Source organism: Tessaracoccus sp. MC1627 (genome assembly GCF_014164725.1).
Lineage (GTDB): Bacteria > Actinomycetota > Actinomycetes > Propionibacteriales > Propionibacteriaceae > Arachnia.
Genome location: NZ_JACJGA010000002.1, coordinates 437,052 through 451,616, shown reverse-complemented (window position 1 = coordinate 451,616; position 14,565 = coordinate 437,052). Strand labels below are relative to the sequence as shown.

Annotated in this window: 11 protein-coding genes; 3 read left to right on the top strand and 8 right to left on the bottom strand. The window is 68.1% G+C overall.

Annotated elements, in window-relative coordinates; genetic code table 11:
* Positions 1-89: 89 nt before the first annotated feature.
* Genes H5399_RS07205 through H5399_RS07195 form a run of 3 tightly spaced genes read left to right on the top strand, consistent with a single transcriptional unit; the run spans position 90 to position 4,993 of the window.
* The gene (locus H5399_RS07205) at positions 90-1,961 is read left to right on the top strand and encodes a 2-oxoacid:acceptor oxidoreductase subunit alpha (protein ID WP_370585705.1); all 1,872 of its coding nucleotides are present in this window, start codon (positions 90-92) and stop codon (positions 1,959-1,961) included.
* Complete coding sequence (locus H5399_RS07200) at positions 1,961-2,998, top strand: 2-oxoacid:ferredoxin oxidoreductase subunit beta (RefSeq protein ID WP_182782333.1); 1,038 nt, start codon at positions 1,961-1,963, stop codon at positions 2,996-2,998. Before H5399_RS07205 ends, H5399_RS07200 begins: the two co-directional genes overlap by 1 nt.
* Before the next feature lie 45 nt (positions 2,999-3,043).
* The gene (locus tag H5399_RS07195) at positions 3,044-4,993 is read left to right on the top strand and encodes a M13 family metallopeptidase (RefSeq protein WP_182782332.1); all 1,950 of its coding nucleotides are present in this window, start codon (positions 3,044-3,046) and stop codon (positions 4,991-4,993) included.
* Between the two features lie 576 nt (positions 4,994-5,569).
* Here the strand turns inward: H5399_RS07195 and H5399_RS07190 are convergent.
* From H5399_RS07190 to nuoH, 8 genes are read right to left on the bottom strand one after another with little or no spacing between them, the layout of a single operon-like run.
* A complete protein-coding gene (locus H5399_RS07190; RefSeq protein ID WP_182782331.1) occupies positions 5,570-6,535 on the bottom strand; it encodes a polyprenyl synthetase family protein in 966 nt (321 codons plus the stop codon).
* An 18-nt stretch (positions 6,536-6,553) separates the two neighbouring features.
* Positions 6,554-8,128 carry an NADH-quinone oxidoreductase subunit NuoN gene (gene nuoN / locus H5399_RS07185; protein WP_182782330.1) on the bottom strand — a complete coding sequence of 525 codons (1,575 nt, stop codon included), beginning with the start codon at positions 8,126-8,128 and terminating at the stop codon, positions 6,554-6,556.
* A complete protein-coding gene (locus tag H5399_RS07180; RefSeq protein ID WP_182782329.1) occupies positions 8,125-9,639 on the bottom strand; it encodes an NADH-quinone oxidoreductase subunit M in 1,515 nt (504 codons plus the stop codon). Before H5399_RS07180 ends, nuoN begins: the two co-directional genes overlap by 4 nt.
* A gap of 15 nt (positions 9,640-9,654) precedes the next feature.
* Positions 9,655-11,511, bottom strand: coding sequence for an NADH-quinone oxidoreductase subunit L (gene nuoL, locus H5399_RS07175; RefSeq protein WP_182782502.1), 1,857 nt, complete (start codon positions 11,509-11,511; stop codon positions 9,655-9,657).
* A 58-nt stretch (positions 11,512-11,569) separates the two neighbouring features.
* Positions 11,570-11,869 (bottom strand): NADH-quinone oxidoreductase subunit NuoK, encoded by a 300-nt coding sequence (gene nuoK / locus H5399_RS07170; RefSeq protein WP_182782328.1) that lies wholly within the window; start codon positions 11,867-11,869, stop codon positions 11,570-11,572.
* Positions 11,866-12,687, bottom strand: coding sequence for an NADH-quinone oxidoreductase subunit J (locus H5399_RS07165; RefSeq protein WP_182782327.1), 822 nt, complete (start codon positions 12,685-12,687; stop codon positions 11,866-11,868). Before H5399_RS07165 ends, nuoK begins: the two co-directional genes overlap by 4 nt.
* A complete protein-coding gene (gene nuoI / locus H5399_RS07160; protein WP_182782326.1) occupies positions 12,684-13,241 on the bottom strand; it encodes an NADH-quinone oxidoreductase subunit NuoI in 558 nt (185 codons plus the stop codon). The genes H5399_RS07165 and nuoI overlap by 4 nt, the downstream gene beginning before the upstream one ends.
* Positions 13,241-14,563, bottom strand: coding sequence for an NADH-quinone oxidoreductase subunit NuoH (gene nuoH, locus H5399_RS07155; RefSeq protein WP_182782325.1), 1,323 nt, complete (start codon positions 14,561-14,563; stop codon positions 13,241-13,243). Before nuoH ends, nuoI begins: the two co-directional genes overlap by 1 nt.
* Positions 14,564-14,565 lie beyond the last annotated feature (2 nt).

Sequence of the window (14,565 nt, the reverse complement as noted above, 5' to 3'; positions counted from 1 at the left end):
CTCTCAGCGCAACGAGGGAGGCGGGCTCAGGAGGCGGTAACCCTACAATGGGCCAGGTCATCATCACAGATCCTTGAGGTAGATAGCACGTGGCTGAGCAGCTCCCCCTAGACCGGGTTGTCATTCGATTCGCCGGTGATTCCGGTGACGGCATGCAACTGACCGGCGACAGGTTCACCGCGGAGACGGCGAGCTTCGGCAACGACATCGCCACCCTCCCCAACTTCCCCGCCGAGATCCGGGCACCACAGGGCACGCTGCCCGGGGTCTCGAGCTTCCAGCTGCACTTCGCCAACTTCGACATCGTCACCCCGGGCGACGTGCCGGACGTGCTGGTGGCGATGAACCCGGCGGCGCTGAAGGCCAACCTGCGGGATCTTCCGCGCGGCGGGGTCATCATCGTCGACACCGCGGACTTCACCAAGCGCAACCTGGCCAAGATCGGGTGGGCCAGCAACCCGCTGGAGGACGGCACCCTCGCCAACTACTCCGTGCACGCCCTTGACCTCACCGGGCTGGCCACCGGCGCCGTCGCGGAGTTCGAGCTGAGCCGCAAGGACGCCTCCCGCACCAAGAACATGTTCGCGCTCGGGTTGCTGAGCTGGCTGTACTCGCGGCCCACCGAGGGCACGGTGAAGTTCCTCTCGCAGAAGTTCGCCAAGAAGCCGCTCATCCGCGACTCCAACATCGCGGCCTTCAACGCCGGCTACGCGTTCGGCGAGACCACCGAGGTGTTCGAGGTGCGCTACCACGTGGCCCGGGCGCCCATGGCGAAGGGCCGCTACCGCCAGATCTCGGGAAACCTTGCCACCGCCTACGGGCTGATCACCGGCGCACACAAGGCCGGCCTTCAGCTCTTCCTCGGCTCCTACCCCATCACGCCGGCCTCGGACATCCTGCACGAGCTGTCCCGCCGCAAGGACCTGGGCGTCATGACGTTCCAGGCCGAGGACGAGATCGCCGGCGTCGGCGCCGCCATCGGGGCCTCGTTCGCGGGCGCGCTGGGCATCACCACGACCTCCGGCCCAGGCATGGCGCTGAAGGGCGAGGCGATCGGCCTGGCTGTGATGACCGAGTTGCCGCTTGTGGTGGTCAACGTGCAGCGCTCCGGCCCCTCCACGGGCATGCCCACCAAGACAGAGCAGGCGGACCTGATGCAGGCCCTCTACGGGCGCAACGGTGAGGCGCCGGTGCCGGTGATCGCGGCCAAGTCGTCCACGGACTGCTTCGAGACCGCCATCGAGGCCTGCAGGATCGCGGTCAAGTACCGCACCCCCGTGATCATGCTGTCCGACGGCTACCTCGCCAACGGCGCCGAGCCGTGGCGGATCCCGGACCTGGACGCCATCCCCCCGATCGAGCCCGGGTTCGCCGTCGCCCCCAACGCCACCGACGAGTCCGGCAAGGACGCCTACTTCCCCTACGACCGTGACCCGGAAACCCTGGCCCGGGCCTGGGCGGTCCCCGGCACCCCCGGCCTCGAGCACCGGATCGGCGGCATCGAGAAGGCGGCCCGCACCGGCAACGTGTCCTACGACCCGGACAACCACGAGCTGATGACCCGCACCCGGCAGGCAAAGGTCGACGGCATCGTCGCGGACATCCCCGACGTCGTCGTCGACGACCCGAGCGGCACGGCGCGCGTCCTGGTGCTCGGCTGGGGGTCCACCTACGGACCCATCACCGCCGCCGCCCGCCGCGTCCGGCTCAGCGGCCGCGAGGTCGCGCTGGCGCACCTGCGCCACCTCAACCCCATGCCCGCCAACCTCGGAGAGGTGCTGCGCGCCTACGACAAGGTGGTGGTCCCGGAGATGAACCTCGGCCAGCTGGCCTCCGTCCTGCAGGCCCGCTACCTCGTCGAGATCTCCAGCTACTCCCGTGTCCGGGGGCTGCCGATCTCGCTGAGCGAGCTCGAAGTGGACCTCATCGCTGAAATCGACGCCCTCCAGGAGGAGAACTGATGACCACCGGCCTCGTCGGAGTCCCGCTGAGCCTCTCGCCGCTGAGCAAGAAGGACTACACCACGGACCAGGAGGTGCGCTGGTGCCCAGGCTGCGGCGACTACGCCGTGCTGGCCACCTTCCAGTCGATGATGGCCACGATGGGCATCAAGCGCGAGAACACCGTCATCGTCTCTGGCATCGGCTGCTCGTCGAGGTTCCCCTACTACGTGGACACCTACGGCATGCACTCCATCCACGGACGCGCCCCGGCCATCGCCACCGGTGTCGCGGTGACCCGCCCGGACCTCAACGTGTGGGTGGTCACCGGCGACGGCGACGCGCTGTCGATCGGCGGCAACCACCTCGTCCACGCCCTGCGGCGCAACGTCAACATCACCATCATGCTGTTCAACAACCGCATCTACGGCCTCACCAAGGGGCAGTACTCGCCCACCTCCGAGCTGGGCAAGGTGACGAAGTCCACGCCCTACGGGTCCCTGGACACGCCCTTCAACCCCATCTCGCTTGCGCTGGGCGCCGAGGCCTCGTTCGTGGCCCGCACCATCGACTCGGACAGGGCGCACCTCACCGAGGTCCTCACAGCTGCCACGCAGCACCGCGGCGCGTCGCTGGTGGAGATCTACCAGAACTGCCCCATCTTCAACGACGACGCCTTCGCCACCCTCAAGGGCCCCGAGGGCGCGCTGATCTCCCTCAAGCACGGCGAGCCCATCGTCTTCGCCGGTGGCCAGCAGTGCGTCATCAGGGACGCCGACGGCGACCTGAAGATCGCCGACACCGCCACCGCGGACCCCGCACGGATCGTGGTCCACGACGAGACGCGAGCCGATCCGTCGCAGGCGTTCTCGCTGTCGCGGCTCACCGAGTCGGGCGTCCTGAAGCAGGCACCCATCGGGATCTTCCGCAGGGTTCCCAGGCCCAGCTACGACGACCTCCTCCGCGAGCAGATCGCCTCGGTCCGCGCGGAGGACACCGCCTCGGCGCTCGCCTCCGTGATCGCGGGCACGGATACGTGGGAGGCCGACGAGCTGTAGCCCGTCGGGAGCGGGTGGTTTCCCCGCATCGCTAGGCTGGCGGGCATGACTGCCGCCATCGCCTTCGAGCACTTCGACCACGCCGTCCGCCCCCAGACAGACCTCTTCCGCCACGTCAACGGCACCTGGCTGCGCAGCGCACCGATCGCGCCGGACCGGTCCTCGGCCGGCGGTTTCGTGGACCTGGTGGAGCAGGCGGAGAAGGACGTGCTGACGCTCGTCAGCGAGCTCCCCCAGGGCGACGTCACCACGGACGAGGGGAAGGTCGCGGCGCTCTACGCGGCGTTCATGGACGTCGAACGCGTCGAATCGCTGGGGGCCGCCCCGCTTGCCCCCTTGTTCGCGTCCATCGACGCCATCGACACCCCCGTCGCCATGGCCAGGCACCTCGGATGGTCGCTGCGCCACGGGCTGAGCCCGCTGGTCCACCTCTATGAGGAGTCGGACCCGGGTGACCCCACCCGCTACGCCGTCTTCACCTCCCAGGGCGGCCTCGGGCTGCCGGACGAGGCCTACTACCGCCAGGACGAGCACGCCGAGATCCGCGAGCAGTACCTGGCGCATGTGACCCGGGTCCTCGCCCTGGCCGGATTCGACGACGCCGCCACCCAGGCACAGGCGGTGCTGGACCTGGAGACCGCGATCGCCGCCCACCACTGGGACCGCGTGCGCTGCCGCGACCTCCGTGCCATGTACAACCCCACCGCCTACGACGACATGGTCGCGGCGTCCCCCGGCTTCGACTGGGCGGCCTTCATCGACGGTGCCGGGATCCCCGCCGGGAAGCTCGCCGAGGTGATCCTCGCCCAGCCATCGTTCCTTGAGGGCATCGCCCCCCTGTTGTCCTCGACGCCGCTGGACGCCTGGCGCAGTTGGGCGCGATGGAAGGCGATCTCGGGCCTCTCCCCGTACCTGTCGTCGGACTTCGTCGAGGCCCGGTTCGACTTCTACGAGCGCACCCTCAACGGCAACGAGGAGCAGCGCCCGCGATGGAAGCGCGCTATCGGATTCGTCGAGGGCGTCGTCGGGGAGGCCGTCGGCCGCGCCTACGTGGAGCGGCACTTCCGGCCGGAGGCCAAGCAGGCGATGGATGTGCTGGTGGGCAATCTGATGGCGGCCTACCGCGGGTCCATCGAGCGCCTGGCCTGGATGACCGACGAGACGCGCACCGAGGCGCTGCGCAAGCTGGAGCAGTTCACCCCGAAGGTGGGCTACCCGGTGAAATGGCGCGACTACTCGGGCCTAGTCGTCACCCCGGGCGATCTGGTTGCCTCGGTGATGGCCGCCAACTCCTTCGAGCTGGACTACGCGCTGGGCCGGATCGGGGGACCGATCGACCTCGACGAGTGGCAGATGTTCCCGCAGACCGTCAACGCCTACTACCACCCGTTGCGCAACGAGATCGTGTTCCCGGCCGCCATCCTGCAACCGCCGTTCTTCAACGCCGGGGCCGACGACGCCGTCAACTACGGCGCCATCGGCGCGGTGATCGGGCACGAGATCGGACATGGCTTCGACGACAAGGGGTCCACGTGCGACGGGGACGGCCGGCTCCGGGACTGGTGGCAGCCGGCGGACCGGCAGGCTTTCGAGGCGCTGGCGAAGCGGCTCATCGCCCAGTACGACGGCCTCGTGCCGGACGGCGTGGACAGCGGCTCGGTCAACGGGGAACTCACCGTGGGCGAGAACATCGGCGACCTCGGCGGGCTGGGGATCGCCTACAAGGCCTGGCTGCTGGCGGGCGGGGATCCCGACGGCGAACCGATCGACGGGCTCACCCCGGCTCAGCGGTTCTTCGTCGGCTGGGCGCAGGCGTGGAGGGGGAAGCGGCGCCCCGAGGCGATGAAGGTGCTGCTCGCTACCGACCCACACTCCCCCAACGAGTTCCGCTGCAACCAGATCGTGCGGAATCTGGACCCGTTCTACGATGCGTTCGGCGTCACGCCCGACGATGACCTCTGGCTGGCAGAGGAGGACCGGGTCACCATCTGGTGAGCGGTCGGCCCGTCGCCGATTTGGCCCGTTTGCTCGATGGGCGTGCGCCAGAGAGCCGATGCCCGGGCGGCCCGCTGTGGGCGGTCTCCCGTTGTTTCACACGATGGGTGATGGCCGGCTTGGCGAGGGCCGCCCGGGCATCGGCTCTCTGGCACACGCGTCGTCCTCATGTGGCCGTCCCGGGTTCGGGTGCGTCTCGGTGGGCGGCCCTGGGCCGGGCTTGTTCAGGCGGGACGCCAGTTCGGCGATCCTCGGGTTTGGGCATCCCTACGCAGTGCCGCCCACCGACCCCCACCCTCGTGACCTGCCAGCCTTCGCCAGATGACCCTCTGACCACGCCGGGTGGGAGCCGCGCTCGGTAGGCGCGAGCGTCTCCCGAGGGGAGGCGGCCAGGTTGAGACCCGCACGGACAGGTGGGAGCGGCTCCTGAGGGGGACCGGTCGCGGTGGGTCGGGCGTTGGGCAAGGCACGCCGCGTTTGGGCGTGCCGAGGGCGCCCATGGGCAAGGCCGGTCCCCCTCAGGAGACGCGGAACCCGGCCATGCCACGGATCCGAACGATGCCTGGCTAGTGCCACTTACGCAGTGCGGTCCACCAGGTCGGTGCAGACCTTCAGTAACGCATCCTTGGCGTCGCCGTCGGGCAGCGGGGCGAGGTGGGCGCGCGCGCGGTCGGCGCGACGCTCCACCTCAGCCTTCGCCCGGTCCATGACGGGGTGGGCCCGGAGCCGTGCCAGCACGTCTGCCAGGACCGCGTCGCTGGTGAGATCCCCGTCGACCATCGCCAGGATGTCGTCGTCTGCGGGGTCCTTCGACGCTCGGAGCATGAGCACCGGCAGGGTGGGCACCCCCTCGCGGAGGTCCGTGCCGGGGGTCTTGCCCGTGGTGGTGGAGCTGATGTCGATGAGGTCGTCGGAGAGCTGGAAGACCAGGCCCACCTCCTCACCGAAGGCCGCCAGCGCGTCGATCACCTCGCGGCTGGCCCCCGCGACCATGCCGCCGAAGATCGCCGACGCCGCGATCAGGGAACCGGTCTTGTCCGCGATCACCCGGACGTAGTGCGCCAGCGGGTCCTCCCCCTCGCCTGGGCCCCTGGTCTCCGCGATCTGCCCCTGCACGAGACGCGAGAACGTCTCGGCCTGCAGGCGGACGTAGTCGACGCCCAGCTCCGCGACCGTCGTCGAGGCGCGCGCGAACAGGAAGTCCCCAACCAGGATGGCCACCGAGTTGCCCCAGAGGCGGTTCGCAGACGGTGCGCCGCGGCGCAGGTCCGCGACGTCCATGACGTCGTCGTGGTAGAGGCTGGCGACGTGGGTGAGCTCCATCACCATCGCTGCGCGCATCAGGTTGTCGGTGTCCACAGGGCCGCCGAACTGCGCGGCGAGGAACACCAGGAGCGGCCGGAAGCGCTTCCCGCCGGCGGCGATGATGTGACGCGACGCCTCCGTCACGAACGGGGAGCTGGCCACTGCCGTGTCCACCAACCGCTCCTCGAACTCGTCGAGAAGGGCGGTCAGGTGCTCATCGAGCGGGGCGTCCGCCACGGGGTCTCCTAGTCAGGGTTATCGAATGAACTGGGCCGCGTTCGCGATGAGCGTCAGGACGCCACCGGGAATGAGGCCGAGCACAAGGGTAACCACTCCGGCGACAACAAGCACAGACCAGGTCCACAGCGACGGCGTCTCCACGGTGCCGACGGTGGCCTCATCCTCATCCTGGAACCACATGGCCACCACGACCTTGAGGTAGAAGAACGCCGCGACGACGCTCATCACCACTGCGACGAGGACCAGCCAGCCGTAGCCGCCCGCCCAGGCCGCCGCGAAGACGGCGAGCTTGCCGATGAAGCCCGCGGTGAGCGGGATGCCGGCGAAGCTGAGCAGGAACAGGGTCATGAGAGCCGCGATCACCGGGTTCCGGCGGCCGAGGCCCTTCCACGCGTCGAGATTGTTGGCCTCGCCGCCGGAGCGCCGCACCATGGTCACGATGGCGAAAGCGCCGAGCGTGGCCACGCCGTAGGTCATCAGGTAGAACCCGATGGCACCGACGCTGGAGATGCTCACGTCGTCGCCCGCCTGCACCGCACCCACGACGCCCACGAGGATGAATCCGCCGTGCGCGATCGACGAGTAGGCCAGGAGCCGCTTGACGTCGTTCTGGGCCAGCGCGACGGTGGCGCCGAGCAGCATGGTGAGGATGGCCACCACGGCGAAGAGCAGCTGCCAGTCCCAGCGCAGGCCGCCGAGCGCCACGTAGAACACGCGCAGCAGGCCGGCCACGGCGGCCGTCTTGGTGGCCACCGCCATGAAGGCGGTCACGGGCGACGGGGCTCCCATGTACACGTCCGGGGTCCAGGCATGGAACGGGACGGCACCGATCTTGAACAGGAGCCCGACGGCGGTCAGCAGCATGCCGGTGAGCAGGAGCGCGTGACTGCCGGTGCCGGCGGCGATGGCCGCGTCGATGTCTGCCAGCTGGAAGGCGCCCGCGTAGCCGTAGAGCATCGCGATGCCGTAGAGCATGATGGCGGAGGCCAGTGAGCCGAGCAGGAAGTACTTGAGCGCGGCCTCCTGGCTGAGGAGGCGACGCCTGCGGGCCATGCCGGTCAGCAGGTAGAGCGGCAGCGAGAAGATCTCCACGGCCACGAAGAGCGTCAGCAGGTCGTTGGCGGAGGCGAAGATCATCATGCCGAACAGCGAGAACAGCAGAAGAGGGAAGACCTCGGTGTGTTCGCGGCGGAGCCTGTCCGCCTCGCGCTCAAGCGGCGATCCGGGGACCGTGGCGGCCGACGAGGCGAAGGCCGACTGGCCGTTGCCCAGGCCGCGCTCCGCGAACAGGGCCACTCCCCCGAGCCCGAAGACCAGGAGGAGGCTCCAGAAGAAGAAGGCCGGCTGGTCGATGGCCAGGACGCCCATGGCCGCGATCTGCGGGGCGGCCTGGATCCAGTTGAGGATGGTCAGGCCCAGCGCCACCAGCACCGCGAGGGCAGCCAGGGCCGATTGGATGACGTAGCGCAGCTCACGCGGTGCAAGGGCCTCCACGAGCACGCCGAGACAGGCGGCGGCCAGGATCACGAGCAACGGCGACAGCAGCATCCACTCCAGGGTGGGAGCGGCGATCTCCAGGAGGTTGATCATCGGTTGCCTTCCTTGACCTGCGGGGCGGGATCCTCGACACCGACGATGGCCATGATCTGGGCGGCCGTGTCGTCAGCCATCGCCAACACCGGCTTCGGGACGAACCCGAAGACGATGAGCAGGATGAGGAGCGGAGCCACGACGGCCTTTTCGCGAGCGCTGAGGTCGTGTGTGACGTGGGTGGCGACCTGGTCCGTGACCGGTCCGGTCATGGTGGTCTTGTACATGCGCAGCACGTAGACCGCGGCCATCACCATGCCCAGCGTGATGACTGCGGTGTGCACCGGGTACACCTGCCAGGCGCCGGCCATGACCAGGAACTCGGAGACGAAACTGCCCATGCCCGGCAGCGCCAGTGCGGACAGGCCGGAGATCAGGAGGACGCCGGCCAGGACCGGGGCCACCTTCTGCACGCCGCCGAAGGCGTCGATGTGCTGCGAGCCGCGGCGCCGGATCATGAATCCGACGACGAGGAACATTGCGGCCGTCGACAGCCCGTGGTTGAGCATGTAGAAGATCGAGCCGCTGATGGAGGGGGTGGTGAGGGCGAAGATGCCGAAGACCATGAACCCGAAGTGGCTGATCGAGGTGTAGGACACCAGGCGGAGCAGGTCCGTGGCCCCGAAGGCCATGAACGCGCCGTAGAGCACCGACACGATCGCCCAGACGAGGATCACCGGGGTGGCCCACTGGGTGGCCTCGGGGAACGCCACGAGGCAGATCTTCAGCATCCCGAAGGTGCCGATCTTGTCTAGCACGCCCACCAGCAGGGTGGAGGTGCCGGGGGTGGACTGCTCGGCGGCGTCCGGCAGCCAGGTGTGCAGGCCCGCCAGCGGCGCCTTCACCGCGAAGGCGAAGAAGAAGCCGAGGAAGAGCCAGCGCCCCATGTCGGTGCTCATCTCGACGCCGACCAGATCCCCGATGAGGAAGCTGGGGCTGCCCGCGGCTGCGGTCACGGCGTACACACCGGCCACGGCCACCAGCATCACCAGGCCGCCGGCCAGGGAGTAGAGCAGGAACTTCATCGCCGCGGCTGCCCGCTTGGGGCCGCCGAATCCGCCGATGAGGAAGTAGGTCGGGATGAGGGTGGCCTCGAAGGCCACGTAGAACACCAGGATGTCGGAGGCCATGAAGACGAACAGGGCGAACGACTGCAGCATCAACGCCAGGGCGAAGAAGGTCTCGGCGCCCCAGCGGGCCTCGGGTGCCTCGCCGACGCGCCACTCGGCGAGCAGCACCACCGGCACCAGGATGACGGTCATCAGGACGAGGATGGCGCCCATGCCGTCGAGGTCCAGGGCGTAGTGCGCCCCGATCTGCGGGATCCAGGCGACCTCCTCGGCCAGCGGCACGCCGCGGGCCTGCAACACGACGGCGAGCACCCCCAGGATGGCGGTGGTGAGCGCGAAGCCGTAGCCGATCAGCCTGCCGGCCTGGCCCTTCACGATGAACAGCACAAGCGAGCCGACGAGCGGCACCAGGGCAAGGATGGTCAGTAGTGGCAATGGCATATCTTCAGATTCTCCTTAGCCCAGCTGCCCGATGATGACGACGCCCGCGAGGACGAGGACGCCGACACCGAGGATGAGGCCGTAGCTGCGCACGTAGCCGTTCTGGCTCCTACGCAGCCAGGCACCCAGGCCGGTGGCGAGGCTCGCGCTGCCCATCGCGGCCCCGTCGACGGTGCCGCGATCGAACCATGCGAGGCCGGTGGCCAGGCCCTTGGCGGGGCGGACGATGGCGTGCTCGTTGAAGGCATCGCCGTACAGGTCGTTGCGGCCCGCGAGCACCAGGGGGTTGGCGGTGGCGGGTGCGTCGACGGGGATGTCGTGGCGGTGGAGGAACCATCCGATGGCGACACCGACGGCCACCACGGCCATCGTCAGCAGGCCCACCGGGGTGAAGGTGAACAGGCCGGTCTCGTGGGGATGCTGCCCGGTGGACTCCTCGAGCCACCCCTGGATCCAGCCGTTCATGAACAGTCCGGAGACGATGGACAGCACGGCGAGCACGATCAGGGGCACGGTCATGACCAGTGGCGACTCGTGGGGGTGCACGTCCTTCTCCCAGCGCTTGGCGCCGAAGAACGTCATCATCATCAGCCTCGTCATGTAGTAGGCCGTCACCCCGGCGCCGAGCAGCGCCAGGACCCCGATGACCGTGTTCTCGTGGAACGCGGCCTCGATGATGTGGTCCTTGGAGTAGAAGCCGGACGTGAACGGGAAGCCGATGATGGCCAGGTAGCCCATCGCGAACGTGTAGAAGGTGACCCGCATGCTCTTGGCCAGGGCACCGTAGTGGCGCATGTTCACGTCGTCGTTCATGCCGTGCATGACGGAGCCGGCGCCGAGGAACATGTTGGCCTTGAAGAAGCCGTGGGTCAGCAGGTGGAAGATGGCGAAGGAGGCTCCTGCCGGGCCGAGGCCCGCGGCGAGCATCATGTAGCCGATCTGGGACATGGTGGAGCCGGCGAGGACCTTCTTGATGTCGTCCTTCGACGAGCCGATCCAGGCGCCCGCCAGCAGGGTGACGGTGCCGACGATGGCGACGGCCGTGGTGGCCACCTCCGTCTGCGCGTAGATGGCGTTTGAGCGGACCACCAGGTAGACGCCCGCGGTCACCATGGTGGCGGCGTGGATGAGGGCCGACACCGGGGTGGGGCCCTCCATCGCGTCAAGCAGCCAGGACTGCAACGGGACCTGCGCGGACTTACCGGCGGCGCCCAGCAGCAGCAACAGGCCGATGAGCGTGGCCCACACCGGGTCCAGCGACGCGGCCCCGGCGTTGACGTCTGCGAAGTTCACGCTGCCGAACATGGCCAGCATGGTGAAGATCGCCATGCTGAGGCCCAGGTCGCCGACGCGGTTGACGATGAACGCCTTGTTGCCGGCGGCCGCGGCCGAGGGCTTGTGCGCCCAGAAGGAGATCAGCAGGAACGACGCCAGACCGACGCCCTCCCAGCCGAGGAACAGCACCAGGTAGTTGTTCGCCAGCACCAGCGTCAGCATGGCCGCGATGAACAGGTTGAGGTAGGCGAAGAACCGACGGCGCCGGTCGTCGTGGGCCATGTAGCCGATCGAGTAGACGTGGATCAGGGACCCGACGCCGGTGATCAGGAGCACGAACAGGATGGACAGCGGATCGACCAGCAGGCCGAACTCGATGGTCCATGCGCCGGTGGCGATCCACTCGTAGACGGACACATCGAGGTGCCGCGCGTCCGCGGGGCTGGTCAGGAGCTGAATGAACAGCACGAGGCCCAGTGCGAAGGACACGATGGGAGCGAGGGTGGCCAGCAGGTGGCCCCAGGAGTCGCTCATCCCGCCGGCCAGCAGCAGGAACGCCGCGGTGGCCAGTGGGATCGCGATCAGCAGCCAGGACATGGCGCCCGATGCGGACAGGGCGGAAACGGATTCGAGGAGTTGCACGCTTCTAAACCCCTTAGAACTTCATCAGATTGGCGTCGTCGACCGAAGCCGAGCGGCGGGCACGATACACGGCGACGATGATCGCCAGGCCCACCACGACCTCGGCGGCCGCCACCACCATCACGAAGAAGGCCGCGACGAGTCCGTCGAGGTTTCCGTGATAGTTGGCGAAGGCGACGAAGGCGAGGTTGGTGGCGTTGAGCGTCAGCTCGATGCTCATGAAGGCGATGATCGCGTTGCGGCGCAGCAGGAAGCCCGCGACGCCGATCGCGAAGAGGATCGCCGAGAGAACCAGGTAGCCCTCGGGGTTCATTCGTCGTCTCCTTCGATCTCGTCGGTCTTGCCGGCGATGGCGGCGTAGGCCGCGGTGGTGGGCGCGCGCAGCTCGTTGACGTCCACGATCGCCCCACGCATGGCGAGCGTCTTGGACACCGACTTCTCCGCGACCGAGCCGTCGGGGAGCAGCGCCGGGGTGGAGATGGCGTTGTGGCGCGCGAACACGCCCGAGCTGGGCAGCGGACCAGGGTGCACGCCGTCCTCGGCGTAGGCGCGGACGCGTTCCTGCAGGGACTCGGTCTGCGAAGTCTTCTTCGACAGCTGCTCGCCGTGCGCAAGGATCATGGCCCCGACGGCGGCCGTGATGAGCAGCGCGGCGGTGGCTTCGAAGATGAACACGTACTTGCTGAACAGCAGCGCGGCGAGCGAGGGGATGTTGCCCCCGTACTCCGCGTTGGCCTCCGTCAGCCCGGCGGGAGCGCCGTTGACAGCGAACTGTCCGACCCCCATCACCAGCAGGGCGCCGAGGCCGAGGGCAACCAGCACGGCCGAGACGCGGTGACCCTTGATGGTCTCCACCACCGAGTCGGTGGAGTCCACGCCGACGAGCATCACCACGAAGAGGAACAGCATGAGGATGGCGCCGGTGTAGACGATGATCTGGATGACGAAGAGGAAGGGGGCGTCGTTGGCGGCGTAGAGCACAGCCAGGCTGACCATGACTCCGGCCATGAAGATGGCGGAGTGGACCGGCTTGCGCGCGAGCAGGAGACCGAGCGCGCACACCACCGCGATGGGGGCGCACACCCAGAAGGCCACTTCGCTGGCGGTCACCAGCGGGATCAGGGGGATCATTGGGCCGCTCCTGTGGTGGTGGCTGTGCGCGTGTCCGGCTTGCCGGTCTCCGGCAGGCCGAGGAAGTAGGACTGCTCGTCGTCCCCGAGCCTGCGGGGGTGCGGGGGCTGCTCCATGCCACTGAGCAGAGGAGCCAACAGGTCCTGCTTCTCGTAGATCAGCTTGGTGCGCGAATCGTCGGAGAGCTTGAAGTCGTTGGTCATCGTCAACGCCCGCGTGGGGCAGGCCTCGATGCACAGGCCGCAGAAGATGCAGCGCAGGTAGTTGATCTGGTAGACGCTGCCGTAGCGCTCTCCGGGTGAGTAGCGGTCGTCGTCGGTGTTGTCGCCGCCCTCGACGTAGATCGCGTCCGCGGGACAGGCCCACGCGCACAGCTCGCAGCCCACGCACTTCTCCAGGCCGTCCGGCCAGCGGTTGAGCTGGTGGCGGCCGTGGAAACGCGGCATGGTGACCTTCTCCGCGCCCTTCTTGTGCGGATAGGACTGCGTGAAGGTCTTGCGGAACATCGTGTTGAACGTGACGCCGAAACCGGCCCACGGGTCAAGTAGTCCCATCAGGATTCCTTCCCTTCGGAGGCGGCCGGCTCGGCCGGCTCGGTCGTGTCATCCCCGCGGCCGGAGACGACGCCGGCGAATTCGGGAAGCAGCTGGCCTGGACGTGGCGGAGTGGGATAGCCACCGGCGAACGCGTCGAAGATCTCGCCGTCGGGTGCCACAAAGGGCTCCGGCTCGTCGGAGACGCGGTCCTTGCCGCCGAAGATGAGATACACCACCACGACGAGCGCCAGGCCCAGGCCGATGGTGTATCCGGGGGCGATGGCGATCATCAGGATCCACACCAGCGAGATCGGGATGAGTCCCTTCCATCCGAGGTTCATGAACTGGTCGTACCGGAAGCGGGGCAGCGTGCCACGGAGCCAGACGAAGACCGAGATGAGCAGCTGCACCTTGATCATGAAGAAGATCGGGCCCAGCCATGGGTTGTTCAGGAACGGGATGAGGTTGAGCGGCCACGGGGGCAGGTAGCCGCCGAGGAACAGCGTCGTGCACACCGCCGAGACAGTGGCCATGTTGATGTACTCGGCGAGGAAGAACAGGGCGTACCGGAAACCCGAGTATTCGGTGAGGTAGCCCGAGACCAGCTCCGACTCGCACTCCGGCAGGTCGAAGGGTGCGCGGTTGGTCTCGCCCACCATGGAGATGCCGTAGATCACGAAGGAGGGGAACAGCAGGATGGCGTACCAGCCGGTGATGCCCGGGTCGAAGGTCATGTCCGTGAGCGGGACGCGGAACAGGATGGTCTCCCGCTGCGCCTCGACGATCTGCGAGGTCGACATCGATCCCGCCTGCAGGAACACCGCCACCATGGACAGCCCCATCGCGATCTCGTAGGAGATCATCTGGGCGGTGGAGCGGATCGAGCCGAGGAAGGAGTAGGTGGAGTTACCAGCCCACCCCGCCAGGACGATGCCGTAGATGCCGATCGAGGCTATCGCGAGGATGAACAGCGCGGACACCGGCAGGTCGGTCACCTGGAGGCGGGTGGTGACGCCGAATATCTCCACCTCCCCGCCGAAGGGGATCACGGTCCAGATGGTGAAGGCCGCCACGGCCGTGAGGATGGGGGCGAGGTTGAACACCACCTTGTCCGCGTTCTTGGGGCGGAAGTCCTCCTTGACGAGGAGTTTCGCGCCGTCCGCCAAGGCCTGGCCCAGGCCGAACGGGCCGTTCATGATGGGGCCCAGGCGGTGCTGCATCTTGCCGACGAGGCGGCGCTCGTACCAGACGTTGAAGATGGTCCAGACCAGGAGGATGACGAAGACCGCCACCACCTTGATCAGGATCAGCCACCAGGGGTCCTGGAAGAAGATGTTCATGG

Bases quoted from the DNA above. Each gene is read 5' to 3' on its own strand.
- nuoI (WP_182782326.1), bottom strand. From the start codon at position 13,241: ATGGGACTACTTGACCCGTGGGCCGGTTTCGGCGTCACGTTCAACACG.
- nuoL (WP_182782502.1), bottom strand. From the start codon at position 11,511: ATGTCCTGGCTGCTGATCGCGATCCCACTGGCCACCGCGGCGTTCCTG.
- H5399_RS07200 (WP_182782333.1), top strand. From the start codon at position 1,961: ATGACCACCGGCCTCGTCGGAGTCCCGCTGAGCCTCTCGCCGCTGAGC.
- nuoH (WP_182782325.1), bottom strand. From the start codon at position 14,563: ATGAACATCTTCTTCCAGGACCCCTGGTGGCTGATCCTGATCAAGGTG.
- H5399_RS07180 (WP_182782329.1), bottom strand. From the start codon at position 9,639: ATGCCATTGCCACTACTGACCATCCTTGCCCTGGTGCCGCTCGTCGGC.
- nuoK (WP_182782328.1), bottom strand. From the start codon at position 11,869: ATGAACCCCGAGGGCTACCTGGTTCTCTCGGCGATCCTCTTCGCGATC.
- H5399_RS07165 (WP_182782327.1), bottom strand. From the start codon at position 12,687: ATGATCCCCCTGATCCCGCTGGTGACCGCCAGCGAAGTGGCCTTCTGG.
- H5399_RS07195 (WP_182782332.1), top strand. From the start codon at position 3,044: ATGACTGCCGCCATCGCCTTCGAGCACTTCGACCACGCCGTCCGCCCC.
- nuoN (WP_182782330.1), bottom strand. From the start codon at position 8,128: ATGATCAACCTCCTGGAGATCGCCGCTCCCACCCTGGAGTGGATGCTG.